The 24060-nt window shown below is 62.8% G+C and carries 21 protein-coding genes; 5 read left to right on the plus strand and 16 right to left on the minus strand.

The window, feature by feature from the left end:
• Positions 1–27: 27 nt before the first annotated feature.
• From RCH91_RS12790 to hemG, 3 genes are all read right to left on the minus strand, one after another.
• Entirely contained in the window at positions 28–2127 is a 2100-nt protein-coding gene (locus tag RCH91_RS12790; RefSeq protein ID WP_306535347.1) for a diguanylate cyclase, read from the minus strand.
• Positions 2128–2136: 9 nt separating this feature from the next.
• A complete protein-coding gene (locus RCH91_RS12795) occupies positions 2137–2964 on the minus strand; it encodes a PstS family phosphate ABC transporter substrate-binding protein (RefSeq protein ID WP_306535348.1) in 828 nt (275 codons plus the stop codon).
• Between the two features lie 210 nt (positions 2965–3174).
• The gene (hemG, locus tag RCH91_RS12800) at positions 3175–4584 is read right to left on the minus strand and encodes a protoporphyrinogen oxidase (RefSeq protein WP_306535349.1); all 1410 of its coding nucleotides are present in this window, start codon (positions 4582–4584) and stop codon (positions 3175–3177) included.
• Between the two features lie 162 nt (positions 4585–4746).
• On the opposite strand from hemG, the gene RCH91_RS12805 reads away from it, so the two are divergent.
• Positions 4747–5640 carry a DnaJ C-terminal domain-containing protein gene (locus RCH91_RS12805; RefSeq protein ID WP_306535350.1) on the plus strand — a complete coding sequence of 298 codons (894 nt, stop codon included), beginning with the start codon at positions 4747–4749 and terminating at the stop codon, positions 5638–5640.
• Between the two features lie 83 nt (positions 5641–5723).
• On the opposite strand, the gene RCH91_RS12810 is transcribed toward RCH91_RS12805, so the two are convergent.
• Genes RCH91_RS12810 through RCH91_RS12825 form a run of 4 tightly spaced genes read right to left on the minus strand, consistent with a single transcriptional unit; the run spans position 5724 to position 12671 of the window.
• The gene (locus RCH91_RS12810; RefSeq protein WP_306535351.1) at positions 5724–6689 is read right to left on the minus strand and encodes a peptidylprolyl isomerase; all 966 of its coding nucleotides are present in this window, start codon (positions 6687–6689) and stop codon (positions 5724–5726) included.
• Between the two features lie 55 nt (positions 6690–6744).
• The gene (locus tag RCH91_RS12815; protein WP_306535352.1) at positions 6745–7686 is read right to left on the minus strand and encodes a peptidylprolyl isomerase; all 942 of its coding nucleotides are present in this window, start codon (positions 7684–7686) and stop codon (positions 6745–6747) included.
• Positions 7687–7743: 57 nt separating this feature from the next.
• On the minus strand, positions 7744–11220 hold the full coding sequence (gene mfd / locus RCH91_RS12820) for a transcription-repair coupling factor (protein WP_306535353.1): 3477 nt from the start codon (positions 11218–11220) through the stop codon (positions 7744–7746).
• The gene (locus RCH91_RS12825; protein ID WP_306535354.1) at positions 11217–12671 is read right to left on the minus strand and encodes a PLP-dependent aminotransferase family protein; all 1455 of its coding nucleotides are present in this window, start codon (positions 12669–12671) and stop codon (positions 11217–11219) included. Before RCH91_RS12825 ends, mfd begins: the two co-directional genes overlap by 4 nt.
• 260 nt (positions 12672–12931) lie before the next feature.
• Between RCH91_RS12825 and RCH91_RS12830 the strand changes: the two genes are divergently transcribed.
• Positions 12932–13822, plus strand: coding sequence for a pentapeptide repeat-containing protein (locus tag RCH91_RS12830; RefSeq protein WP_306535355.1), 891 nt, complete (start codon positions 12932–12934; stop codon positions 13820–13822).
• 75 nt (positions 13823–13897) lie between these two features.
• Here RCH91_RS12830 and RCH91_RS12835 read toward each other — a convergent pair whose 3' ends face one another.
• Positions 13898–14431, minus strand: a complete 534-nt coding sequence (locus tag RCH91_RS12835; protein ID WP_306535356.1) for a gamma carbonic anhydrase family protein — start codon at positions 14429–14431, stop codon at positions 13898–13900.
• 31 nt (positions 14432–14462) lie between these two features.
• Positions 14463–15377 carry a quinolinate synthase NadA gene (nadA, locus tag RCH91_RS12840; RefSeq protein WP_306535357.1) on the minus strand — a complete coding sequence of 305 codons (915 nt, stop codon included), beginning with the start codon at positions 15375–15377 and terminating at the stop codon, positions 14463–14465.
• Positions 15378–15617: 240 nt separating this feature from the next.
• On the opposite strand from nadA, the gene RCH91_RS12845 reads away from it, so the two are divergent.
• On the plus strand, positions 15618–15956 hold the full coding sequence (locus RCH91_RS12845; RefSeq protein ID WP_306535358.1) for a TatA/E family twin arginine-targeting protein translocase: 339 nt from the start codon (positions 15618–15620) through the stop codon (positions 15954–15956).
• Positions 15957–16007: 51 nt separating this feature from the next.
• Here the strand turns inward: RCH91_RS12845 and ybgF are convergent, their stop codons facing one another.
• From ybgF to RCH91_RS12880, 7 genes are all read right to left on the minus strand, one after another.
• A complete protein-coding gene (gene ybgF, locus RCH91_RS12850) occupies positions 16008–16823 on the minus strand; it encodes a tol-pal system protein YbgF (protein WP_306535359.1) in 816 nt (271 codons plus the stop codon).
• Positions 16824–16904: 81 nt separating this feature from the next.
• Positions 16905–17486 carry a peptidoglycan-associated lipoprotein Pal gene (gene pal, locus RCH91_RS12855; RefSeq protein WP_306535360.1) on the minus strand — a complete coding sequence of 194 codons (582 nt, stop codon included), beginning with the start codon at positions 17484–17486 and terminating at the stop codon, positions 16905–16907.
• Between the two features lie 108 nt (positions 17487–17594).
• On the minus strand, positions 17595–18878 hold the full coding sequence (tolB, locus tag RCH91_RS12860) for a Tol-Pal system beta propeller repeat protein TolB (protein ID WP_306535361.1): 1284 nt from the start codon (positions 18876–18878) through the stop codon (positions 17595–17597).
• Entirely contained in the window at positions 18875–19630 is a 756-nt protein-coding gene (locus tag RCH91_RS12865) for an energy transducer TonB (RefSeq protein WP_306535362.1), read from the minus strand. The genes tolB and RCH91_RS12865 overlap by 4 nt, the downstream gene beginning before the upstream one ends.
• On the minus strand, positions 19627–20046 hold the full coding sequence (gene tolR / locus RCH91_RS12870; RefSeq protein ID WP_306535363.1) for a protein TolR: 420 nt from the start codon (positions 20044–20046) through the stop codon (positions 19627–19629). Before tolR ends, RCH91_RS12865 begins: the two co-directional genes overlap by 4 nt.
• Before the next feature lie 10 nt (positions 20047–20056).
• Entirely contained in the window at positions 20057–20731 is a 675-nt protein-coding gene (tolQ, locus tag RCH91_RS12875) for a protein TolQ (protein WP_306535364.1), read from the minus strand.
• A gap of 112 nt (positions 20732–20843) precedes the next feature.
• Positions 20844–21623 (minus strand): carbon-nitrogen family hydrolase, encoded by a 780-nt coding sequence (locus RCH91_RS12880; protein ID WP_306535365.1) that lies wholly within the window; start codon positions 21621–21623, stop codon positions 20844–20846.
• A gap of 126 nt (positions 21624–21749) precedes the next feature.
• On the opposite strand from RCH91_RS12880, the gene hemW reads away from it, so the two are divergent.
• Both hemW and hrcA read left to right on the plus strand, forming a co-directional pair.
• Complete coding sequence (gene hemW / locus RCH91_RS12885) at positions 21750–22901, plus strand: radical SAM family heme chaperone HemW (RefSeq protein WP_306535406.1); 1152 nt, start codon at positions 21750–21752, stop codon at positions 22899–22901.
• Positions 22902–23009: 108 nt separating this feature from the next.
• Positions 23010–24041, plus strand: coding sequence for a heat-inducible transcriptional repressor HrcA (gene hrcA / locus RCH91_RS12890; protein WP_306535366.1), 1032 nt, complete (start codon positions 23010–23012; stop codon positions 24039–24041).
• Positions 24042–24060 lie beyond the last annotated feature (19 nt).

Here is a 24060-nt window from a genome sequence, read left to right on the forward strand (position 1 = left end):
CAGCATGGAAGGGCACATCGCGCGCTATCAAGGGCTATTGGACAGGTGGCCTGCGATCCCTCCAGCCTTGGTTTCTCCTCCACGTGCAGCATTGACCCGGTTGCGTCCTTCTTTTTTCGCCCGGTAGAGGGCATCATCGGCGGCCTTTATGAGGGTCGCGCCATTTCCCCCATGGTCCGGGTAAACCGCAACCCCCACGGACATGGTGACCAGTTCCAGCGTACGGCCGATATGTTCGACGTGTAGTGACATAAGTTGCTTGCGCAACTCTTCGGCACGCTCCATGGCGTTTTCCATGGTCGCATCGGGAAGGATGCAGGTGAATTCTTCGCCACCATAGCGGCAGGCGACGTCGTACTCCCGGATATGGCGAAGTATGAAGGCGCCGAATTCCTTCAGGAGCGTATCACCCGCATCATGGCCATGGGTGTCGTTGAAATTCTTGAAATGGTCCAGGTCGATCATGATGACTCCGAAGGACGTCCCCTTTCGTTCTGCGAGGGATATCTCCCGTGCGAGGGTCTCTTCCATGTAGCGGCGATTGTACAGACCGGTGAGGGGATCGCGGATCGACTGGTTGCGCAGGGTCTCCCGAAGCCGAAGATTGGCAAGGGCAAGAGCCACGTGCTCGGTCATCGTCACGGCCAGCTGGTATTTGCCATCGGAAAGGCCATCGGTCGTCCCAATGGTAGACTCTCCCGTTGCTGCACCTTCAAAGTGAATGACGCCGATTGTTTCCCCTTGCGTTGTCATGGGGATGCAGATGCATTCATGGGACAATCCGCAGGCGGTGTTCTTGCATGCGATGCTCCCCTTGCCGCCTGCCGCCACGTGCATCCGTCCCCTGCGGAGCGCCCAGCATGAATCGGGGGCGAACAGCCGTTCATGACCACTGGTGGGGCCCCACTCGCAGGTACTTTCAAGAAGGTTGCGCGAGGGATTGAGCATGAACAGGGCGCCTGACTCGCCGGGGAAGAGCTTGTCCGCCGTCACGACGATGACACGATACGCCTCGTCGAGATTGCGGCAGAGCTGGAACATCTCTCCCATCTCGTGCAGGTTGGATATTTCCTTGTTGCGCTGCTCCAGTGTGTGAACCGACTGGTTCAACTCCTCGTTTACCTGGTGGAGTGTCTCTTCGTCGTGCCGCCTCCTGGTAATGTCGACCATCACCCCTCGAAGCTGCTTGTGCCCCTCCTCATCGCTGACAACCCGAAAATTGTCCCTCACCCAGACAACCGACCCGTTCACCGCCTGCCGCCGGTATTCGATCTGACAATCAGCCTCTTTCGCCACCGACCTCTGGTATGCTTCCGCAACCCGTTGCCGGTCATCGGGATGTATCTGATCCATGAAGAAATCAGCCGCAACCAGCCACTGGTCGACAGGAATGAGAAACAAGACCTCACCCTGGTGACTCACAAAAGTGAACCGACCGGCTACCGGATCAGCCTCCCACACGATGGCGTCGAGTCCTTGAACCAGGTCCCGGAAACGCTTCTCGGATTCCTGGGCCACGTGCTGTAATCGTTCGCTCTCTTCACCTCCTCGCCGAACGTTATCGAACAGCGTCTGAATCTCGGCCTCCTGCCGCCGCACCACCCTGATGGGGAAGTAATAGGAAAGGAAAGCAAGCAGTGCACCGATCGATGAGCAGACGATCAGCAGCATTGTACTCTTGATCAAAAGGGCCCTCTGGGATATGCGGATTTCCACCCTTCCCACCCGCTGGTTGTTGTAGAGTATGAAACCTTCGCCAACGGGGGCCCAGCGGTTCCACCACGCATTTGCTTTGTGGCTTGCGTAACGGTAATTGGCAATGGGGGAACCGTTGGCGTCGAAAACATCAATGGAAATAACCTCTTTACCGGTGGAAAGGTCCCTCGTAAGCTCGGTGAAGCGGTAGATCTGGTATTTCCAGAGGGAGGTTTCGTCGATGAGTGCCTTCAGATGGTCGGCAGTGTTCTGGGCGTATAAACCGGCTGTTCGTTTGTGCCCGTTGTATTCAATGAAGAAGAAGGTGGCAGGAAATACAAGGCTGATCAGACAGCAGATCCCCAACGACAGAGGATAGAGCCGCCGGGAGAGATACCGCACCAGATTGATTTGTGTGTCGTTGGAGGGCATGACGATCCTTTACTGACTGGGTACGTACCCGTTTTTGCTCAGGATCTTTTTCCCCTCGGCTGACCGCGCGAACGCCATAAACGTCTTCATGGCCGGAGTGATTTTCTCCGGGCGGTAGACAAAGGAAAGGGTTTTGAAGAGTGGATAGGCACCACTGGTCACATTCTGCGCCGAGGGGTAGATGCCGTTTACCTTCAGGACCTTGATATTCAGTTTCTGTGAGGTGATTGCCCCCATATCCGAAAAACCGATGGCATCCGCCGTCGCAATAAGCTTCTGGTTCATGACATCGTCCTTCAGGAGGACCGACCAGCGGTTGGCCTTGATACTGTCGTCGAAAACAGCCTTGAAGCCGGGGACTTTCTGTTCCAGGACATCGATGGTGCTGTCTCCCGGCTCCCGTGTCAGCACAATGATCGTGCGACCATTCTTCCATGTCGTCTTGGTTCCCCGGTAGATGCTGATGAGGTCGTCATAGGATATCCCCTCGTTCACGACGCCGGAGTGTGCACCGATAACGAGCGCCGTCCGGGCAAAGGGTGTATAGGCAAGACCGAGCCCCCTTTCGTCGGTGCGCAGGGGGCGGGAAACGAGCCCGATGGAGACGGCACCGTCAAATGCTGCACGGATAGCGCCACTGGAGCCAATATTTGTCGGCTCGGCAATTTTTATCCCGGGGTGGACCCTGCTAAACCCTTTGATGAGCTGCTTGACAGCGGAAAGGTTCGACCCTGAACCAGCAAGGACGAGGGGCTCAGCCGCACCGGCATTGGCGACGAATATGCAACTCAGCATCATCACAAACACGCTCCATACCGGGCTCAACATTGCTTTCATTATCCACGACTCCCATGCATAAAATAAGATATACTGCTAATTTATATGCAAGTTTTCCGCCAGTAATTTTTACCCAACTGACTGTTTTATGCAGATCGGAACGTTTTCCTCTGTTTTGCAGAAAAACTCATGGTGTTCGTTTTAAGGACGTAAAAAGGCCGTACCCAGAGATACGGCCTTTTTACGTCAGATGTTCGGTTCAATAAAAAGCTAGCGGGCCTTCAGGTGTGCCACCACCTCGTCGGCGGTGCGGTTGGCGGCGGCGGCGCAGTCGTTGAGGCCGATACCCCGGTAGGAGTTGCCGGTGAGGAAGAGCCCCGGATGAGGCGATACCAGTTCCTGGAGGGCAGCAAGCCGCTTGGCGTGACCCACGGTATACTGGGGGATGGCCTGGGGATGGCGGAAGATCCTGACAAAGGCTGGCTCCGCCGTGATCCCCATGGTGGCCTGGAGGTCTCCCCTGACCCGCTGCATCACCTCGGCGTCGGAAAACTTCACGTAGTCGGGGAAGCAGGCCCCGCCGAGCATGCTCCGCAGGAGCACCTTCCCCTCCGGCGCCCGGTTCTCGAAGATGCTGGAATCCCAGAGAGTGCCAAGGGTGTTCATCCCTTCACCCTTGGGGATCAGGTAGCCGAAGCCGTTCAGGTCGCAGGCGATCCGCTCCCGTTCGTAGCCGAAGCAGACCACGGTCATGGAGGCGTAGGGGATCTCTCCCAGTACCTGGGCCATGGCGGCGTCCACGCCGCTGACGATGCCGGCCGTGGCATGGGCCGGGGAGGCGAGGATCACTGCGTCGGCGTCGATGTCGACGCTTTCGGTCCGAAGCCGCCAGGGGGCGCTACCACCCTTGGAGAGTGCCGTGACGGTCTGTCCAGTGGCGACGCTCTCCGCGCCGAGCTGCTCTGACAGGATGTCGGTCAGCTCCTGGATCCCCCCCCGAAAGGAGGTGAGGACACCACCGGGGCCTGCGGCGCTCGATACCGCCTTCCCCTGGGCAGCCTCCTGCTTCTTCTTTTTCGCCAGCTTGATCATGGCCTTTATGAGACTGCCGTATTCGTCCTCTAGCTCCGCGATGCGGGGAAAACAGGAGCGTAGCGACATGGTTTCGGGGTCGCCGGCGAAGATCCCCGACACCATGGGGGAGATGAGCTTCTGCAGGGCCTCTTCGCCGAGACGCCGTCGGCCGAAGGAGGCGAGGGTCTCGTCGACGCCGTCGGTGCGCTTCGGGATGAAGGGCTCCATGGCGAGGCGGAGCTTGCCGGGCCACGAGATGAGTCCGCTCTTGAGGAACATGGGACCGTTTTCCGGCAGCCGGTTCAGGGCACCCCCGGTATAGATGAAACGCTTGCGGGCGTTGTCGTTGCTCCGCAGGAGCCTTTCCGAGGCCCCCAGGTCCCGGCAGAGGTCGAGGGTCTGGGGTTTGGAGTCCAGGAAGCCGTTGGGCCCCCATTCGCAGAGGTATCCTTCCTCCTTGATGCTCCAGATCTTGCCGCCGACCCGCGTCTCCTTTTCCAGGAGCGTCACGTCCAACTCGATGCCGGCCTCCCCGCCCTTCTTGCGCAGCAAAAACGCCGTTGCGAGCCCCGAGATGCCGCCACCCACCACGATAACTTTCTTCATCCCTGCTCCTCGCCGCTGAATGAATGGTTTACTTGGTGTCATTGATAGACCCTGCATGGACCGCTGTCAAGAACGTAAACAATGCCGCGCCCTTCAGTTGACCGGTTGACAGGTTTGCCGGGAGCGCTTACATTCACCAAAGACCCAAGGAAAGGATAACAGATGGCTCATACCGATTACTATGAGGTGCTCGGCCTGAAGAAGGGGGCCACCGAAGCGGAGATCAAGAAGGCCTACCGGAAGCTCGCCGTTAAGTACCATCCTGACAAAAACCCCGGCGACAAAGCCGCCGAGGATAAGTTCAAAGAGATCAACGAGGCCTACGCGGTCCTCTCCGATCCCCAGAAGCGGGCCCAGTACGACCAGTTCGGCTCCAGCGGCTTCCATCAGCGCTACAGCCAGGAGGATATCTTCCGCGGGTTTGACGTGGGGGACATTTTCAAGGACATGGGGTTCGGCACCGACGACATCTTCTCCCGCATCTTCGGCGGCGCCGGCGGCTTCCGGCAGGGGGGCTTCGGTTATGGCGGTCGCCGGCGGGGCGAGGACTTCACCATGGAGGTTCCCGTCACTTTCCGGGAGGCGTACGACGGCGGCGAGAAGCGGGTGGCGTTCATGCGGGACGGGAAACGGGAAGAGCTTGCCGTCAAGATCCCGGCCGGTGTGGAGGATGGCGCCCGGCTCCGGGTGGCGGGGAAGGGGGGATTCGGCTCTGGCGGCGGCCCCACCGGCGACCTCTACCTGATCATCAAGGTGGGGAGCGACCCCCACTTTACCCGGGAGGGGGACGACATCGTGGTGGAGCGGCAGATCCGCTTCTCCGACGCCGCCCTTGGTGCTTCCCTTGACGTGCCGACCATGGAGGGGACCAAGCGGATCAAGGTGCCGGCCGGGATCCAGCCGGGGACAAAAGTGCGCCTCAAGGGGCTCGGCTTCCCCCACATGGGGAGGGCGGGAAGGGGAGATCTCTATGTCCGGATCGGGGTAGGGGTGCCCGAGGGGCTCACCGCCGAGCAGAAAGCGCTGGTGGAGGAGTTGAGGGCAAAAGGGCTGTAGAGGCGGAATTGGGGATTGAAACCAAAAAAAGCCGGTGCGAAGGTGCACCGGCTTTTTTTGGTTCTCTCGTATTCAGTGACCAGTCACTGTCTGATCTCGATGGCTGCACCCTTGCGGAGATCGGTCACCCATTGGTTGAAGCGCTCCTCGGACTTCTTCCGGTAGAGGATGTCCTCCACTTCGGCCTTCACCTGCTCGAAGGGTTTCGCGGTGCCGGTGAAGCGCTCCTCAAGTTTGACGATATGGAGCCCGCCGGTGACATAAATGAGGTCGCTCACCTCGCCCGGCTGCATCTTCGTGAGGCTCTCCTCGAATTCGGGGAGGATGTCCCCCTTGCGGAAGGTCCCCAGATCCCCACCGCTCTTCTTGGCCCCCGGTTCGTCGGAGTACTGGCGGGCCAGTTCGGCGAAATCTTTGCCGGCGCGGGCCTCGTGGAGGACGGTCAGGGCGGTGGTCATCACTTTCTTTACCTGGTCGGCCGGCATCTTGTCGTCGAGCTTGAAGAAGATGTTGCGCGCCTTGAAGTTGTCTTCGCCGCCGAACCGGTTCTGGTTCGCCTCGTAGTACTCCCGCATCTCCCGCTCGCCCACCTGGATTTTCGACCGCACCTCCTGGCTCACCAGCCGCAGCCGCTCCAGCTGCTCCCGGATCTGGACCTTGTACTGGTCGAAGGAGAGCCCCTGGTTGGCCAGGGCCGACACGAGGGCCTCCTGGGAGAGCTTGTTCTGCCGCTTCACGTCCTCGATGGACTGACGGACCTCTTCTTCGCTCACCCGAATGTCCAGCTCCCGCACCTTCTGCTCCACGAGCTTCTTGTCGATGAGCCGGTTGAGGGCCGTTTCGTCCAGCCGGACGAGGGTCTGGGGGTCGGGAGGTGGCTGCTGGCGCTCCGCCTCCTTGAGGATAATCCCCTTCTCCTTCTCGACGGCGTAGGAGGTGATGATTTCGTCGTTGACGACGGCAACGATCCGATTGACCACCTCGGCGGGCGACGGTGTGGGGAGGGTGGCGATGAGAATGAGGGTGCTTGTGATGAGGGCTTTGATCATGGTGTCTGTCGGGTGGGGGCACGGGGGTGCCGGCTTTCAGGCACCCCCGGTACGCTTACTTCTTGTTGGTTGATGCACTTTCGGCGCCGGTGGATGCGGGCTTTTCCTCAGCGGCGGTATCGCCGATACCCTTGAGGACATCCTCTTTGATGGAAATTTTGGCGTCCTTCTTGATGTCATCCTTGAGCTTCTGGAAGACCTCCTGCTGTTTGCTCGGGAGGATGGCCGCCTTGAGCTGCTCCTTGACCTCGTCGAAGGAGCGGACGCCGGCCGGGCGCTTCCCGGTCAGCTTGATGATGTGGTAGCCGAACTTGGTCTTGACGATGCCGGAGGTCTCCCCTTCCTTGAGGCCGAAGACCACCTTCTCGAATTCGGGGACCATGGAGCCCTTGCTGAACCACCCCAGGTCGCCCCCCTTGGCCGCAGCCGAGTCGACGGAGTGCTTCTTGGCAAGCTCCTCGAAGTTGCCCCCTTCCTTGAGCTCCTTGAAAACCTTCTGGGCCTCCTCCTCGCTTTTCATGAGGATGTGGCTCGCATGGACCTGGGCGCCGGTCTTGAACTTCTCCTTGTTCTCCTCATAGAACTTCTTCATCTCCTCGTCGGAGACAGAAGCGTGCTCCTCCACCTTTTTCTTGAGGAACGCCTCCACCACGACCCGCTTCTTGAGCTCCTCCAGCTTGGCGGCAACTTCGGGGCCCTTGTCGAGGCCGTCTTTTCGTGCCTGCTGGAGGATCAGCTCCCGGACCACCATGGTGTCGAGGAGCTCCTTCTTTCCCTCCGGCGTGTCAGCCATGGGCTTTAGGTAGGGGGGGAGGTTCTCCAACTCCTTCTGGAAGTCGCCGGTGGTGATGGTGTCGCCGTTCACTTCGGCGATGACCTCCCCCTGCTTCTTGACAGGGGCAGTTGCCGTACCGGTTTCGGTCTTCCCTTTGCAGCCGGTGAATGCGGCCGCCCAGAGGGTGGCCGAGAGGATCGTCAGAACCGCTGTTCTTTTCACGCTGAAACTCCTTTGCAGGTTCATTAAGTATTGAACAATCTTACGGAAGCTAGCACATCACCCAAGCCTTTTCAAGAGATTTCTGGCCTCTTCCAGGACCCCCTCGAAGGAGGTGTCGGCCAGCTCCGCAGTGAGCCGGAAGTCCGGTGAGAACTGGTACCGTTTCGGGTTCCCGCGGATGAGGCCGATGATGGTGTCGGGGGAGGCCGGCGTCTTCTGGTGGAAGGTGAGGCAGAGGCGCCTGCCGTCGAACTCGGCCATGGTGACCAGGAACCGCTTGAAGTGGATCCGCAGTTTCATCACCTCCAGCAGATACGAGGCGGCCAAGGGGAGCTTGCCGAAACGGTCCACGAGCTCTGCCATCACCTCGTCCACCTCCTCCTCGTTCTCGGCCTGGGTGAGCTTCTTATAGATGATGAGACGCTGGTTCGGCTCCTTGACGTAATCCTCGGGGACGAAGGCGGGGATGCGGAGGTTGATCTCCGGCTCCACCCGCTCCAGCCGTTCCTCACCCTTCAGGTTCTGGATCGCCTCCTCCAGGAGCTCCGTGTAGAGGTCGAAGCCGACGGCGGCGATGTTCCCCGACTGTTTGGCTCCGAGGATGTCGCCGGCGCCACGGATCTCCAGATCGTGGGTGGCGAGCCGGAAGCCGGCCCCCAGCTCCGTCAGCTCCTGGATGATCTTGAGCCGCTCCCGGGCATCGGAGGAGATGGCCCCCTCGCCGGGGATGAGAAGGTAGGCGTAGGCCCGCTGCTTGGAGCGCCCCACCCGGCCCCGGAGCTGGTAGAGCTGGGCCAGGCCGAAGGTGTCGGCCCGGTCCACGATGAGGGTGTTGGCGTTGGGGATGTCGAGCCCCGACTCGATGATGGTGGTGCAGAGCAGCAGGTTCGTCTCCCCATGCATGAAGCCGAGCATCACCTTCTCCAGCTCCCCTTCGTCCATCTGGCCGTGCCCCACGGCGATCTTTGCCTCGGGGACAACACGGCGCAGGTGCTCGGCCCAGTTCATGATGGACTGGACCCGGTTGTGGACGAAAAAGATCTGCCCGCCGCGGCGCAGCTCCCGCATGACCGCCTCGCGGATGAGATCGTCGGAGTTGCGGGCTACGAAGGTCTTCACCGCCAGCCGGTCCACGGGCGGGGTGTCGATGATGGAGAGGTCCCGGATCCCCATCATGGACATGTAGAGTGTCCGGGGGATCGGGGTGGCGGTGAGGGTGAGGATGTCCACTATCGCCTTGTATTTCTTGAGCTTTTCTTTGTGGGTGACGCCAAAGCGCTGCTCCTCGTCCACGATGAGGAGTCCCAGGTCCTTGAAGGTGACGTCGTTCTGCAGGAGGCGGTGGGTGCCGATGATGATGTCCACGGTCCCCCTCTTGACCTTTTCCAGGATCTCCTTCTGCTCCTTGGCCGTGCGGAAGCGGGAGAGCATCTCCACGGTGACCGGGTAGGCCCCTAAGCGGGCCCTGAAGGTCTCCATGTGCTGCTGGGCCAGGACCGTGGTGGGGACCAGCACCGCCACCTGCTTCCCGTCCATGACCGCCTTGAAGGCGCCCCGCATGGCCACCTCGGTCTTGCCGTACCCCACGTCGCCGCAGACGAGGCGATCCATGGGCTTCGGGCTTGTCATGTCGCTGATCACGTCGGTGATGGCCGCCATCTGGTCCGAGGTTTCCTCGTAGGCGAAGGAGGCTTCGAACTCCCGGTAGAGGTCGTCGGGGGGGGAGAAGGGGTGACCTTCGTGGAGCTGGCGGGCGGCGTAGATCTGGAGGAGCTCCCCGGCCATCTCCTGGACGGCGGCCCGGGCTTTTCCCTTGGCCTTTTCCCAGGAGGTCCCCCCCAGCTTGTCCACCCGGGGTTCGAGCCCCTCGGCCCCCACGTAGCGCTGGACCAGGTTGAGACGGTCCACGGGGAGGTAGAGCTTGTCACCCCCCGCATACTCCAGGAGGATGAAGTCGCCGGCGCAGCCGCTGAGGGAGATGTGCTGGAGCCCCCGGTAGATGCCGATGCCGTGGTCCAGGTGGACCATGTAGTCGCCGGGCTTCAGCTCGGCCAGGGAGGTCATGATCTGCTTCTTGCGCAGCTCCGAGACCCCGCGCCGCTTCTGGCGGCGGCCGAAGATTTCCTCCTCGGCGATGACCACGAGCTTCCCTTCCGGGAGCCTGAATCCCCGGGAGAGGTCGCCGATGACCACGTCCACCTTGCCGTCGTCCCGCTCCCGCTCGGCCGGGAAGGGGCGGTCGGAGATGTTCAGGGGGAGGGGATAGTGGGAGAGAAGCTCGTAGAGGCGCTGGGCCTGGCCCCGCTGGTGGCAGGCGACAATCACCCGCTGCCGCTCCTCCAGCCAGCCGTTGAGCCGTGCCACCAGGGGCTTCAGCACCCGCTCGCTGTCGGAGGAAACGTCCACCTTCAGGTCGGTGTTCTCCTGGATGTCCACGGCGATGGTCTCGGACCCGTCGCTCTCCCCGGTCACCGTCAGGTAGGGGATGGTCACGAGCCGTCCCGCGCCGATCCGTGCGGCCGTTTCCGGGGCCGAAAGGAAGAACTCCGCCGGCGCCGCGAAGAGGTTCCCCTGCTCCCGGGCCCGGGCCTCGGCCGCCGCCAGCTCGCCGTCGAGCCGCCCGTCCTCCTCGGCCACGGCTGCCGGGTCCAGAACCACCCTGACGGTATCGCCGGCGTAGTCGAAGAGGGTCTCCAGCTGCGGGTGGAAGAGGGGGAGGAGCCACTCCACCCCTGCCGGGTATAGACCCTGCTGGAGCTGCTCCAGAAGCTCCCGCCGGGCCACGGGGGATATTTCCAGCTCGTCGCAGCGGTTCTTGATGCGGGAGGCAGCGCCCTTCAGCACCGCCTCGGTCAGGACCAGTTCCCGGGAGGGGAGGAGGAGGAGCTCCTCCAGGGGGGAGAGGGAGCGCTGGGAGAGGGGATCGAAGGTCCGGATCGTCTCCACAAAGTCGCCGAAGAACTCGATCCGCACCGGTTGCTCGAAACCCGGCGGAAAGATGTCGACGATCCCCCCCCGCACGGCGAAGGTTCCCCGGTCTTCCACCAGCGGCACGTTCAGGTAGCCGAGGGTGACGAGTTTGGCCAGGAGTTCTTCCCGGTCGCTCTCCTCGCCGGGGAGAAAGTAGAGGGAGGCGCTGTCCAGTACTGTCCGGGGGAGCACCCGCTGCCTGAGGGCCTCGGGGGTGGTCACCACGGCGGCCGCCTTGCGGTCCGCCAGGCGGCGCATGGTTGCCAGTCGCTGGCCGGTCACGTCGGCGTGGGGCGATGCCTTTTCGAAGGGGGCCGCGTCCCAGGCGGGGAAGGAGAGGATGGTGTCGGGGCGTCCGCTGAAGAAGCGGAGCTCGATGCAGAGCTCCGTGGCCCTTTCCGCGTCCGGCGCCATGACGAGGAGGGGGCGCTCCGTCGTTGCCATGAGACGGGCCAGGAGATAGGCCGGCGCCGATCCTCCGAGGCCGGTGAGGGTTACCCGGCCGGTGTCCGGGGTGAGGCGGTCGGCGATGCGGCTGATGAGCTGGGTGTCGGCGAGGGTCATTTCGTCTCCCTTCCGGTCATGGCGGCGGCCAGGCTCCCCAGGGTCTCGATGGCCCGCTCCACCCGCTCGTCCCACCAGGCGGCGTTCAGCCGGATGCAGTTGCGGTACTTGCCGGTGGCCGAGAAAATGGGTCCCGGGGCGATGGTGATGCCGGCCTTGAGGGCCTGTTCGTAGAGGAGGAGCGAGTCGACGGCTGGTGGGCACTCAACCCAGAGGACGAACCCCCCCGCAGGTCGGGTCACCCGTGTTCCGGGGGGGAAGAAACGCCCCACCGCCTCGGCCATGAGGGAGAGCTGCCGGGCGTAGATGCGCCGGATGCGCCGCAGGTGGTGGTCATAGCCGCCGTTGGCGAGGAACTCGGCTACCGCCAGTTCCGTGGGGGTCGAGCAGGCGATGGTGGTCACCGCCTTGAGCCGCTCCACCTCCCGCTGGAAGCGCCCCGGCGCCACCCACCCCACCCGGTAGCCGGGGGCCACGGTCTTGGTCACCGAGGTGCAGTAGAGGACGAGCCCCCTGGTGTCGAAGGCCTTGGCGGCCCGGGGGCGCTCCGGCGATAGGCTCAGGTCGCCGTAGATATCGTCTTCGATGAGGGGGATTCCGCGACCGCCGAGGAGCTCCACCAGCTCCCGCTTGTGGTCGTCGGGCATGAGGCTCCCGAGGGGGTTGTTGAAGTTGGCCACCACCAGACATGCCTTGATAAGTGTGTGATCCATGGCGTAGCGCAGGGCATCGATGCTCATGCCGGTGCGGGGGTGAGTGGGGATTTCCAGTGCCCGGAGCCCCAGCAGGTCGATAACCTGGAGGAAATTGTAGTAAACCGGCGACTCCACGGCCACCGTGTCTCCCGGCCGGCAGACGGCCCGCAGGCTCAGGAGCACCGCCTCGATGCATCCGGAGGTGGTGACGATCTGGTCAGGGGTCACGGCGCAGCCGGCCGCCAGCATCCGGCGGGCGATCTGCACCCGCAGTCGCTCGCACCCGGGCGGGATGTCGTAGGAGACGCTCGCCACGGGAAAGCGGCGGGTCTCGGAGGAGAGCATCCGGTTGAGCCGGTCAACGGGCAACAGCTCAGGGTTGGGGATGGCGGCGCCGAGGGGGACCAGGTCGGGGTTGCGGGTGTCGCGCATCACCATCATGGCCAGTTCGCCGGTGCTGACGGTGGTGGGGCTTGAGGGGGGAGCCGTCATCTCCGGCTCCGCCGTGCCGGGGAAACGGGGGCGGACGTAGTAGCCCGACTGGGGTCGCGCTTCGATGACCCCCCGGTCCTCCAGGAGGGTGTACGCCTCCATGACCGTGGTGAGGCTCACCTGGAACTGTCGCCCCAAGGCCCGAACCGACGGAATACGGTCGCCGGAGCGGAAGGTTCCTTCGTCGATGAGTTGACCGATCCGGCTCGCCACCGACTCGTAGAGGGGTATTTTCCCCCTGCCGTGTGCTGTCGAGGTCTTCATGGAATCTCCTGTGACTGCGTTGGAGGTGGAGGGGGATAGGATGTCCCGGTACGATACCAGTACAGTTTTGAAAAAACAAGCCTGGCCTGGATACAGATCCTTTGCCGACGGCGCATCAGGAGGTGTACGCTCTGCTTTTTGCGAAAAAAAGGCTCAAGCCCCGGGGAAAATGACCGATACGGAAAAAGGGGAGACACGGTGGCTGCCGATGGTGTGGCCCGTTCCCCCATTCCAACTCCGTCCGAGAGGAAAGGTCGTCCATGAAGCACCGCGCACTCCGTCGTCTGGGAATTCCGTTCACCATACTCTGTCTTCTCGTTTCCGTCGGCAGTGGTACCCCGGCCGCCGCTTCCTCCCGCGGGGAGAAAAATACGGTGCCGGCGGGAGACGCTGTCGTCTCTTCCCCTGCAAAGCCGGCCCTTCCCTATGCGGAGTACGTGCGCCTCGTAAGCAGGCGGGGCGTTGCGGGGCACGGCCACGCCAGGAAGAAGACGGTGAAAACCGCAAAGGTGGCCCGAACAGCCAAGAGGGGAGACAAGGGCAAGGTCTCCGAGAAAACCGCGGCGGCTCCGGTGATTGTGGCCGCGATTCCGGCCGTGCCGGTTGAGCCGAAGCGAATCGGGGGATGGCGGCCCGGTCCCGACGAGGTGCGCGAGGTCCTCCGTTCGACCCGCGACCTGTCGGGAGCGAATCTGCGGGGAATGAACCTGGCCGGTCTTGATCTGCGCAACGCCTCCCTGGCCAATGCCGACCTCTACCTGGCCAATCTGGCGGGGGCCCGGCTCGACGGGGCAAACCTGCGGGGGGCATCCCTTGAAATGGCCAACCTGAGGGGGGCGTGCCTCAAGGGGGCAAAGCTGGCGGGTGCCGGTCTCTTCATGACGAACCTGGAAGGGGCCGATCTGGAGCGGGCCGACCTGACGGGGGTCTACGCCGTGGGGGCCAACCTGCGGGGGGCTGTTCTGGCAAGCGCCATCCTGCGTGGAGGGCTCTTCACCAATGCGGTCATGGAACGCGGCGCACTGGGCGATGAGTCCGTGGTGGCGGAGGGTGAGCGGGAAGGTGAGGCAGGCACGGTGAGGAGGGTGAAGGCGACGGGCGATGGCGCTAGCCAGACCGAGACAGGCCGGTTCGCGTTTCTTAAATTCTGATTTCACCCGGTTGGTTCCAATAAAACAAAAGCCGGCTCACCCTGTGGGGGAGGCCGGCTTTTTCATTGACGAGCGCTACGACCTGTCGTCCAGATACTCCCGGGAGTACTTCACGTAGTTGCCGGCCGAGCGCTTGAGCCAGGCGATCTCGTCGGGGTTCAGGTCCCGCTTGTAGCGGGCCGGCGCGCCGACCCAGAGGGTATGGGGGGGAATGATCGTCCCCTCGGTGACGAGGGCCCGTGCCCCCACGAGCGCCCCTTCACCCACCACCGCCTTGTCCATGACCATGGCCTGCATCCCGATGAAGGCGCCGTTCTCGATCGTGCAGCCGTGGAGGGTGACGCTGTGTCCCACGGTAACGTCGTCGCCAATGACGAGCGGAGCACCCGGGTCGTCAGCGTGCTTCTTGTGGGTCACATGGAGCATGGTGAGGTCCTGGATGTTGCTCCGGGCGCCGATCCGGATGAAGTTCACGTCTCCCCGGGCCACCACGTTGTACCAGATGCTGCTCTCGGCGCCGACGGTCACGTCGCCGATGACGACGGCGGTCTCGGCGATGAAGGCGGATGAGTCGATCTGGGGCTGCATCCCCTGGAAGGAACGGATCATGGATTTTCCTCGATGGTTTGTGAAAGTGCTCCTAGTCCCGCGGTATGGCTATCATCCGGTCCAGGGCCCGCTTGGCTGGCACCCGGATTTCCTCCGGCACCTTCACCACCGGCGCCATGGTCGTGAGGGCCTCCAGGATGTCCTCCAGGGAGGTAAGCTTCATGTTGGGGCAGACCAGGGCCGGCGAGGCGAGGATGAACTCCTTGTCGGGGTTCTCCTGGCGGAGCCGGTAGAGGATCCCCGCTTCGGTGCCGATAATGAACCGTTTCGCCGGGCTCCTGCGGCAGAAGTCGTACATGCCGCTCGTGGAGCAGGCATGGTCTGCCAGAGCCACCACCGACGGGTTGCATTCGGGGTGGCAGACGAAGAGGGCGTCGGGGTGCTGCTCCTTCAGGCGCGCCACAACGTCGGCCTTGAGCCGCTCGTGGGTGGGGCAGTAACCGTCCCAGTAGTGGAAGGTCTTGTCCGACTGCTTCGCCACGAACTGCCCCAGGTTGCGGTCGGGGACGAAGATCACCTCCCGGTCGGGGAGAGAGTTCACCACCTTCACGGCATTGGCCGAGGTGCAGCAGATGTCGCTCACGGCCTTCACCGCCGCCGAGGAGTTCACGTAGGTGACCACGGGGACGCCGGGGTGTTTGGCCTTCAGCTCCAGGAGCCCCTCCACCGTCACCATGTCGGCCATGGGGCAACCGGCGTCGAGGCGCGGCAGGAGCACCGTCTTTCCTGGGGAGAGGATGGATGCCGACTCGGCCATGAAGTGGACCCCGCAGAAGACGATCACCTCTGCGTTGGTCTTTGCCGCTTCCTGGGAGAGTCCCAGGGAGTCGCCGGTGATGTCTGCGATCTCCTGCACCTCGTCCCGCATGTAGTTGTGGGCAAGGAGGACAGCGTTTCGCTCCGCGAGGAGCCGCCTGATTTCCTGTTTGATGTCTTCGGCCTGCATGGGCGTGTTTCCTTTCCCGCTCGCCCGTATACGGGGCGAAATGGGGTGATACTAAATCAACGTCCGGGCCGATGTCAAACCCTTTACCCGCCCATGGGCGGGGCCTCGGCATGGCAGGCTTGACACAATTCGGCCCACACTCTATTATTTTCACATCCCTGCGGTCGGGATTGACCGCGGAACAGAGTATTGGACAGGCGGGCCGGAGGCTTCGGCCCCCGTCACGGGAGGTATACAAAAATGTTTGGAATCGGCATGCCGGAGCTGATCGTCATCCTCGTCATCGCGCTCATCGTTATCGGTCCCCAGAAGCTCCCCGACATCGCCCGTTCCCTGGGGAAGGGGCTGGCCGAGTTCAAGCGGGCCTCCGACGATTTCCAGCGGAACCTGTCCGAAGAGGTGAGGAACCTCGACGAGAAGGAAAAGGCTGAGAAGGAGTCTCAGGCTGCGGATGCGACGCCAGAGCGCGACCTGGCTGCGGAGGTGAAGGCCTACGAGGAGCAGGCAGCAGTGGAGACCCCGGAAGGGAAAAAGCCAGAGGCCCAGCAGCAGGGGGGCGACCAGTCGAAGACGGTCTGAGGCGTCCGAACATACCAGTAACGAAAAAGGCGGGTTCACACCCGCCTTTCTTTATTTGAGAGCCTTGAGTCTTTCCTTGGCCCGCTTTCCCTCCTCGGTGGCAGGGTGCTCGTCAACAAGCTTTCGCAGCACGTAGCGGGCGCTCTTCACGTCGCCAATCTCGTTGAAGGCGGCAGCCTGTTTCAGCATGGCCGCAGGAACCTTTTCTTTGCCGGGGAAATTCTTGATTACCTCCTGGAATTCAAGGATCGCCTGCTCATATTTCTTCTCGCTGTAGTAAGCCTCTCCCGACCAGTAGCGGGCGTTGGCCGCCAGGTCGTGCTTCGGGTGCTGCTCCAGGAACCGGGCGAAGCTCTCCCGGGCCACTGGGTAGTTGTTGCTCCGGTAGGCCTCCAGCCCCTTCTGGTAGAGGGCCTCGGGGGTCGCTGCCTCGGGGGGCTTGGCCTGAACCGTCTCCATGTCCGTCACCTTCTTCTGGACCCCGGCGAGCCGTTCCTCCAGGGTGGTCAGGCGCCGCTCCAGGTCTTCCTTGAGGAGGCCCACCTCGTCGGCCGGCTTTTTGGTGGCATGGGAGAGGTCGTCAACCTTTCCGGCCATCACCTGCAGGTCCACCTTCATGGCGTCCATGGCCGCCTGGAGGTCGGCTAGTCCCCTGCGGGCTCCGGACCGTTCCTTCTCGAAGTCCTGCAGGGTTGTCTCTATGCTGGACCTGGCCTCCGTCCGCACTCCACTCACGTCCTTCTCAAGCCGGAAGATCCGGCTCTTCAGTTCCTCGTTGTCCCGTTTCACCACGTCCAGGTCAGTGCGTGTTGCGCACCCGGCCAGGGCCAGCAGCACGACGAGGGACATTTTCTTCGCGATCTTCATGGGTACCTCCGTTGTTCGGAGTCCGGGAATAGAGAAAGGGAGCCGTTGCCGGCTCCCCTCCCGTCTTCCTGGACGACAGACCTATTTGACGATGAGAAATTCGGCTCGGCGGTTCTTTGCCCAGGCTTCCTCACTGTTCCCCTGCTCAAGGGGCTTCTCTTCGCCGTAGCTGATGACGGAGAGCCGGTTGCCAGCAACGCCGAGGGTCACCAGGTAGTCGCGGGCCGCCTTGGCCCGCTTCTCCCCGAGGGCCAGGTTATACTCGTCGGAGCCTCGCTCGTCGCAGTGCCCTTCCAGCAGGACCCGGGCGGTCGGCTGCTTCTTGAGGAGGTACTCGGCGTTGCGGGAGAGGACGTCCCGGGCGTCCTGGGAGAGGACGAAGGAGTCGAAATCGAAGAAAATCCGCTCCAGGGTTGCCACAACCGTATCAAGGGCCGTGGCCGGCTGGGTACTCTCCGCCGTGACGGCGGCCTCCGAGATGGGCTGGGCCACGATCGGCTCTGTCTTGGCCGGCGGGGCAGCAGGAATGGCCGGCGTGGTGGTCTTGGGAGCAACGACCGGCGGAACGGTTTCTTCTGTCTTGACCATCTCCTTCTTGGCGCAACCTGCCGCGGCAAGGCTGAAGCAGATCAGGCTAACGAGTCCGAGGGTGTTTTTGCGCATGGGTATCTTCTCCTTTGTGATGGCAATGGCGTGCAGCGGCGTGTTTTCGCACTGACACCGAAAACTGCGTCCATTATATAGGACGGTTTCCCATTTTCAATGCTTACCTTACCAACGGGGCGACCAGGTAGGGTGGGAGTCCTTCGCCTTCCCCTGGGAGACCCGTGTCTGGCCACTTCCGTCGGCCCGCATGACGTAGATTCCTTCGGGGCCTCCACGGGTGGAGCTGAAGGTGATGAAACGGCCGTCGGGAGACCACCGGGGATGCTCGTTGCTCCCCTCGTTCGTGAGACGGGTATCGTTGGAGCCGTCGGGGTTGATGGCGTAGACCTGGAACCCCCCCTCCTGGCGGCAGTAGACGATCCTGTCCCCCTTGGGGGACCAGCGGGGGCTCACGTTGTAGCTGCCGCTGGTGGTGAGACGCCGGATGCCGGAGCCGTCGGCGTTCATGATGAAAATCTGGGGCTTGCCGAGCCGGTCGGAGACGAAGACGATCTTGCGGCCATCGGGGGACCATGCAGGGGAGACTTCGATGGCACTGGTGTTGGTGAGCCGCCGCGCATTCTTTCCGTCCCGGGATATGGTGTAGATCTCCGAGTTGCCGTCCTTGCTCAGGGTCAGGGCGATGGATTTGCCATCGGGGGACCAGGCCCCGGTGGCGTTTATCCCACGGTAGGAGGAGATACGTGCCTCGGCGCCGCTGAAGAGTTCGCGCCGGAAGAGGTCAGGGTTTCCTTGTCGGTAAGAGGTGAAAATAATCTCCTTCCCGTTGGGGGAGAAGTCGGGGTTCAGGTTGATGGAGCGGTTCTTCGTGAGCTGCTGGACGTTGTGGCCGTCGTAGTCCATCAGGAAGATCGCCTTGGCGCCGGAGCGGGTGGACACAAAGGCGATCTTTCCCGTAAAGGGACCCCGTTGCCCCGTCAGGGCCTCCATGATGTCGTCCGAGAAGGTGTGGGCGATCCGCCGGACGTCACCGGGGCGGCCCGAGTAGCGCTTGGCCAGGATCTCCTTCCCCTGGGTGACGTTGTAAAGGCGGAACTCCATGGTCATGGCGTTCCCCGCAACGGTGTAGCCGCTCTTGACCAGGAGATCGACCCCGGCGCCGCGCCACGGGGCAAAGTCGAATTCTCCCGGCCTGATGCCGGTGGCGGCCGCAGTGGCAGGGGGAGCCGTGACAGTGAAAGGGCCGGCAAGGACCATGTCGAACTGGAGCGCCTCGGCCGTCTCATGGGCCACTCTGGAGGCCTCGGAACCGCCGAGGCGCCGGGGGGCGTCGACGGTGAGGGTCAGCTTGTGGGCGCCCGAGGCCGTCACTTCCCGGTACCCTTCCTGGGAATGGAGCAGTGCCGGAATCAGCATGAGGATGATGGTGATGAGGAGACGTCGCGTCATTTTTTTCCCACTCCCTGGGGCTTGAAGATGAAGCCGTACTCGAACTCGCCTCCGCCGGGAGGCGGGACGAAGGTTTTTTCGGCCCGTGCTATGGCCTTGAAGACCGATTCCTCGAAGATCCGGTCGCCGCTTGAACGCTCGATCCGCTTGCGGGTGATGTGGCCGCCGGCGTCGATGGTGAGTTTGACCACCACTTCGGGTGCCTTGCTCTGGTGGGCGATGGTGGACTGGAAGGCGTCCGTGAGCCGTGACTGGATGTAGCTGGCGTAGTCGCTCCCGGCCTCTTTTCCGGTGCCGCCGGGGGTTCCCACCCGTTCCGGCTGGCGACCGCTCCCTGCCGTTTTGCTCCGCAGGGCATCGAGGGTTGCCTCCTGGCGGCGTTCCTCAATGGCCCGCTGGAGTTTGGCCATCCGCTCCTCGAAGTCCTTGCCGGTGTCGCTTTCCCGGGGGGGAGCGCTCTTGTGTGTGCCGGCCTTCGTTGGGGGGTGCTTCTGGGGAAGCGCCATCTCCGCAGGCTTCGGTGGTGGGGGCGGCGCCGCGGGGAGCGGGCTGCCGCCCGTCACGGGGCTCCCCGCCTGGGGTGATGCCACCGGCAGGTTCACGACATCCACGTAGTAGACAGGTGCCTCCAGGGGGGGAGGGGAGGAGAAGCGGTGGAGGAGGACGAAGGCGGCAAGGGAGACGTGGACGGCACAGGAAACGGCTAAGCCCCACCCAAGGCCGGTATCTCGTGGTGAGCGGGTGCGGCTCATTTTGTCGGGGCTGGCTCCGTCATCATGCCGAGGCGTTCGATGCCGGCACCCTTGATCTCGGCCATGGTCCGCACCACATCACCATAGGGGACGTCCCGGTCGGCCTTCAGGAAGACCTCCTTCTTCGTCCGGTTGGCCACCATGGTGGCGAGCTTGGCCTGGAGGTCCCCCGGGGCTACCTCCGTGGCGTTGATGAAGATCTTGCCGTTTCTGTCGACTGAGACGATTACCGCCTCCTCCTTGGTGGCCATGGCCTTGGTATCCGCCTTGGGGAGGTTCACCTGGACCCCCTGCTGCATCATGGGCGCCGTCACCATAAAGATGACGAGGAGCACGAGCATCACGTCCACCAGGGGGGTGACGTTGATCTGCGACATGGTGCCGCGGTCGCTGTTGTTCCTGCTGCCGAGTTCCATGGGGTGGCTCCTACTTCTTGGCGACGGTCCGCTGGACGATGTTCAGGAACTCGGTGGAAAAGTTGTCCATGGTGGCGATCTGGACCTTGATCTTGTGCTGGAAGTGATTGTAGGCCATGACCGCCGGGATGGCGGCCACCAGGCCGATGGCGGTGGCGATGAGGGCCTCGGAGATGCCGGGGGCCACTACGGCCAGGGATGCCGAGCCGGTCTCGCCGATCCCCTTGAAGGCGTTCATGATCCCCCAGACCGTGCCGAAGAGGCCGATAAAGGGGGTGGTGGAACCGGTGGTGGCCAGGAACGTCACGTATTTCTCCAGACGGGTGATCTCCGAGGTGGTGGCGCGGCGCAGGGCCCGGGTGATGTTTTCGATGCCGCCAAGCTCGGTGCTCATGATGTCCAGCTCCTCCTGCTGATCCCCCTTCTCCACGAGGCGCTTCAGCTCACTGTACCCCTCGCTGAACAGGACCGTGAGGGGGGAGTTGGTGAAGCGGTCAAGCTGGGAGTTGATAGCGTCGAATCGCTTGGTCTTCCAGAAGAAATCCAGGAAGCGCTCCGATTCGCTGTTGGCCCGGTAGACCTGGAGGAGTTTGAAGAAGATGATCGCCCAGGAAACGACGGAAAAAAAGATCAGGATGATCAAAACCAGCTTGACGACGAGACCGGTCCCCGCAAGGTGTAACACGGCATGAACCTCCGATGGAGCTTAATGAGTCTGCAATGGCTGAACAATAGTCCCGGCCGGCTGCCACGTCAACCGTTTTCCGGAAGACGGCAGGCTGCGAGGCGGGTTAATCCTAGTAAAATTCGGGCTTTCGGTCCGTGAAGCAGGGGATCTGCCGGCGCCAGGAATCCATCTCTCCAAAGTCGAGGGTGGCGCTGATCTCGCACGGTTCGTACCCTCCCTCGGCAAGGTGCTCCCCCTTGGGACCGATGATGAGGCTTGAGCCGAAGAAGTCGAGCTTCCCCTGGATCCCGCAGCAGTTGGCGGCCACCACGAAGAGCTGGTTCTCGATGGCTCGGGCCTTCAGGAGCGCCCGCCAGTGCTCGTCCCGGGGTTTGGGCCACTCGGCCGGCACCACGAGGATCTCCGCCCCCTCCACCGCCAGCCGCCGGGCCAGCTCCGGAAACCGGAGGTCGTAGCAGATGAAGACCCCGATGCGCCCCACGTGGGTATCCACCACCAGCCAGCGATCGCCGCCGTCCAGGGAGCGGTCCTCACCCATGAGGGAGAAGAGGTGGATTTTGCGGTAGGAACCGACCAGCTCACCCCGGTCCAGCACGTAGGCGGTATTGAAAACCTTTTCCCCGTGGGGCTCCGGCAAGCTCCCGACGATCACCATGCCCAGCTCCCGGGAGAGGAGGCCCAGCTTCGTCACTACCTCGGAGGTCCGCTTTGCCAGTTCATTGAGCTCCCGGTAGGCATAGCCCGTGTCCCACATCTCGGGAAGGACTGCCAGGGTGCACCCCTCGGCGGCAAGCCGACGGAGTGCTCCCTCCACGTACTGGACATTGGCGTCCACGTTGCCGACTCTGATAGTGAACTGGACGGCTCCTGCCTTCACGGTACGCGTCATCGCCGATCTCCCTCCGGGCCCTTTGGGGTGCGCCTGCCAAACGCCGTTCAGTGTAACGGCATCCCCGGCCATTTTCAACCAAAGATGTTTGGACTTCCACGCAAAAGCTGGCGTATCATCGGCATGATGGACGATACGACCGCCCTTTATATCCACATTCCCTTCTGCGTGCGCAAGTGCCTCTACTGCGCCTTTACCTCCACGGACGACGCTCCCCTCGGCATCGAGAAATACGCGGCGCTCCTCCTTCGGGAGATGGAGGTTCGTGCTGGCGTTCTGGCGCATCCTCTGGGCGCCACCACCCTCTACCTGGGGGGAGGAACTCCGTCCCTTCTGGAGCCGTCCCTCGTCGGAAACGTCATAGAAGAGGCCTCCCGCCTGTTCAGGCTCGATCCCTTGGCCGAGATTACCCTCGAAGCCAATCCTGGCACCGTCACCGCCGCATCCCTTGCGGGCTACCGGGCCGCCGGAGTGAACCGTCTCTCCCTCGGAGTCCAGTCCTTCGATGACCGGATGCTGGCCCGCCTTGGTCGGGTTCACACCGCACGGGAGGCCCGGGAGGCCTTTGCCCTGGCCCGCCGGGCCGGTTTCGACAACATCGGCATCGACCTGATCCATGGGCTCCCGGGCCAGGACATCAATCACTGGCGGGAGCAACTCCGGGAGGTGGTGAAGCTTCGTCCGGATCATATCTCCGCCTATGGCCTCACGGTGGAGGAGGGGACCCCCTTCGCCCGCCTGGAGGACCAGGGGGCGCTGATGCTCCCGGACGAGGAGGTTGCGGCCGCCATGTTCGAGGAGACGGCGGAGCTTTTGACGGCGGCCAGCTACGACCAGTACGAGATCGCCAACTTCGCCCTCCCGGGATGCCGCTCCCGCCACAACCAGGTCTACTGGCGGCGGGGGAATTATCTGGGGTTCGGCGCCGGAGCTCACTCGTTCCTGCGGGAGCCTCATCCCGGCATCCGCTGGCGCAACCCGGACGACCTCGGCACCTACGGGTGCTCCTTGGCGGAAGGGGTACTTCCCGAGATCGACAGGACCCCGTTGGTGCAGCGGGACGCCATGGCCGAGTGGCTCTTCCTGGGGCTCAGGATGCTCGAAGGGGTTGAGGAAGAGCGGTTCCGCGCGGAATTCGGCGCATCGCTGGCGGAGGTCCACGGTGCCGCTCTCGAACGGCTCTGCGCAGCCGGTCTTCTCATCCGTGAGGGAGAGCATCTGCGCCTCACCCGCCGGGGGGTGATCCTCTCCAACCGCGTCTTTGGGGCCTTTCTCTGACCGGTTCGTACTGCCGGAAATCTCCTTGACAAAGCGAAGGGGCGTTGTTACCTTTACCCCAGTTAGCACTCACCCTGTCTGAGTGCTAATCTTCTTTGTGGGGTCGGTATGGGAGAAGGGCTTTCAGAGCGAAACAAGCAGATCCTTGAGGCAATCATCGAGGATTATATTGTGACCGCCGAACCGGTGGGGAGCAGGGCCGTCGCCCGACGTCACGGCCTTACCCTCTCGCCGGCCACGGTCCGCAACGTCATGGCCGACTTGGAGGAGATGGGGTTTCTTACCTCTCCCCATACCTCTGCCGGCCGCGTTCCCACCGATCAGGCCTACCGTTTCTATGTGGATTCGCTCCTGGCGGTGGGGCGCATTGATAAGGCCGAGCGGGAGCGGATACGCAAGTGTTACAGCGGTGCGGGTCGCGACATCGGTGCGGTTCTCCACGAGACGAGCCGGTTGCTGTCGTCGGTCTCCCACTACATGGGGATCGTCCTTGCCCCCCGCTTTTCCTCCACCATTCTCCGCCACATGGAATTTGTGAAGCTGGGGGGACGTCGCATCCTGGCTATCCTGGTGGCCCAGAACGGTGCGGTCCAGAACCGGCTGATCGAATCGGAGGAGGATTTTTCCGCGACCGACCTGGTCCGGATGTCCAACTATCTGAACGAACTCCTCCAGGGGCACCCCATCGCCGAGGTGCGGACCCGGATTCTTGAGGAGATGCAGAACGAGAAGGTCCTCTACGATACGCTCCTCTCCCGGGCGCTCAGGCTCTCGGAACAGACCATCGTGGAGAGTGGTGCCGAGATATTCATGGAGGGGCAGACCAACATCCTGGATCAGCCCGAATTCGCCGACGTGGGGCGCATGAAGGAGGTCTTCCGGGCTTTCGAGGAGAAGAACCAGCTTGTGGACCTGCTGGACCGTTGTATCTCGGCCCAGGGGGTCCAGATTTTCATCGGTTCAGAGACCCACCTGAGCCACATGGAGGGGTTGAGCGTCATCACCTCCACCTATGTGTCGGGAAAAAACACCCTCGGCGTCCTCGGGGTGATCGGCCCGACCCGGATGGGGTATGGCAAGGTGATACCCATCGTCGACTACACCGCAAAGCTCGTGAGCAGGCTGCTGGAAGACGAGTAGAGAAGAAAGGACAGACAAT

The organism is Geobacter sp. (assembly GCF_030834625.1).
Classification (GTDB): domain Bacteria; phylum Desulfobacterota; class Desulfuromonadia; order Geobacterales; family Geobacteraceae; genus Geobacter.

What these genes read in the sequence shown, in the direction of transcription:
- RCH91_RS12790 (WP_306535347.1), bottom strand. Translation starts at nt 2,127, where the DNA reads ATGCCCTCCAACGACACACAAATCAATCTGGTGCGGTATCTCTCCCGG.
- RCH91_RS12795 (WP_306535348.1), bottom strand. Translation starts at nt 2,964, where the DNA reads ATGAAAGCAATGTTGAGCCCGGTATGGAGCGTGTTTGTGATGATGCTG.
- hemG (WP_306535349.1), bottom strand. Translation starts at nt 4,584, where the DNA reads ATGAAGAAAGTTATCGTGGTGGGTGGCGGCATCTCGGGGCTCGCAACG.
- RCH91_RS12805 (WP_306535350.1), top strand. Translation starts at nt 4,747, where the DNA reads ATGGCTCATACCGATTACTATGAGGTGCTCGGCCTGAAGAAGGGGGCC.
- RCH91_RS12810 (WP_306535351.1), bottom strand. Translation starts at nt 6,689, where the DNA reads ATGATCAAAGCCCTCATCACAAGCACCCTCATTCTCATCGCCACCCTC.
- mfd (WP_306535353.1), bottom strand. Translation starts at nt 11,220, where the DNA reads ATGACCCTCGCCGACACCCAGCTCATCAGCCGCATCGCCGACCGCCTC.
- RCH91_RS12825 (WP_306535354.1), bottom strand. Translation starts at nt 12,671, where the DNA reads ATGAAGACCTCGACAGCACACGGCAGGGGGAAAATACCCCTCTACGAG.
- RCH91_RS12830 (WP_306535355.1), top strand. Translation starts at nt 12,932, where the DNA reads ATGAAGCACCGCGCACTCCGTCGTCTGGGAATTCCGTTCACCATACTC.
- RCH91_RS12835 (WP_306535356.1), bottom strand. Translation starts at nt 14,431, where the DNA reads ATGATCCGTTCCTTCCAGGGGATGCAGCCCCAGATCGACTCATCCGCC.
- nadA (WP_306535357.1), bottom strand. Translation starts at nt 15,377, where the DNA reads ATGCAGGCCGAAGACATCAAACAGGAAATCAGGCGGCTCCTCGCGGAG.
- RCH91_RS12845 (WP_306535358.1), top strand. Translation starts at nt 15,618, where the DNA reads ATGTTTGGAATCGGCATGCCGGAGCTGATCGTCATCCTCGTCATCGCG.
- ybgF (WP_306535359.1), bottom strand. Translation starts at nt 16,823, where the DNA reads ATGAAGATCGCGAAGAAAATGTCCCTCGTCGTGCTGCTGGCCCTGGCC.
- pal (WP_306535360.1), bottom strand. Translation starts at nt 17,486, where the DNA reads ATGCGCAAAAACACCCTCGGACTCGTTAGCCTGATCTGCTTCAGCCTT.
- tolB (WP_306535361.1), bottom strand. Translation starts at nt 18,878, where the DNA reads ATGACGCGACGTCTCCTCATCACCATCATCCTCATGCTGATTCCGGCA.
- RCH91_RS12865 (WP_306535362.1), bottom strand. Translation starts at nt 19,630, where the DNA reads ATGAGCCGCACCCGCTCACCACGAGATACCGGCCTTGGGTGGGGCTTA.
- tolR (WP_306535363.1), bottom strand. Translation starts at nt 20,046, where the DNA reads ATGGAACTCGGCAGCAGGAACAACAGCGACCGCGGCACCATGTCGCAG.
- RCH91_RS12880 (WP_306535365.1), bottom strand. Translation starts at nt 21,623, where the DNA reads ATGACGCGTACCGTGAAGGCAGGAGCCGTCCAGTTCACTATCAGAGTC.
- hemW (WP_306535406.1), top strand. Translation starts at nt 21,750, where the DNA reads ATGGACGATACGACCGCCCTTTATATCCACATTCCCTTCTGCGTGCGC.
- hrcA (WP_306535366.1), top strand. Translation starts at nt 23,010, where the DNA reads ATGGGAGAAGGGCTTTCAGAGCGAAACAAGCAGATCCTTGAGGCAATC.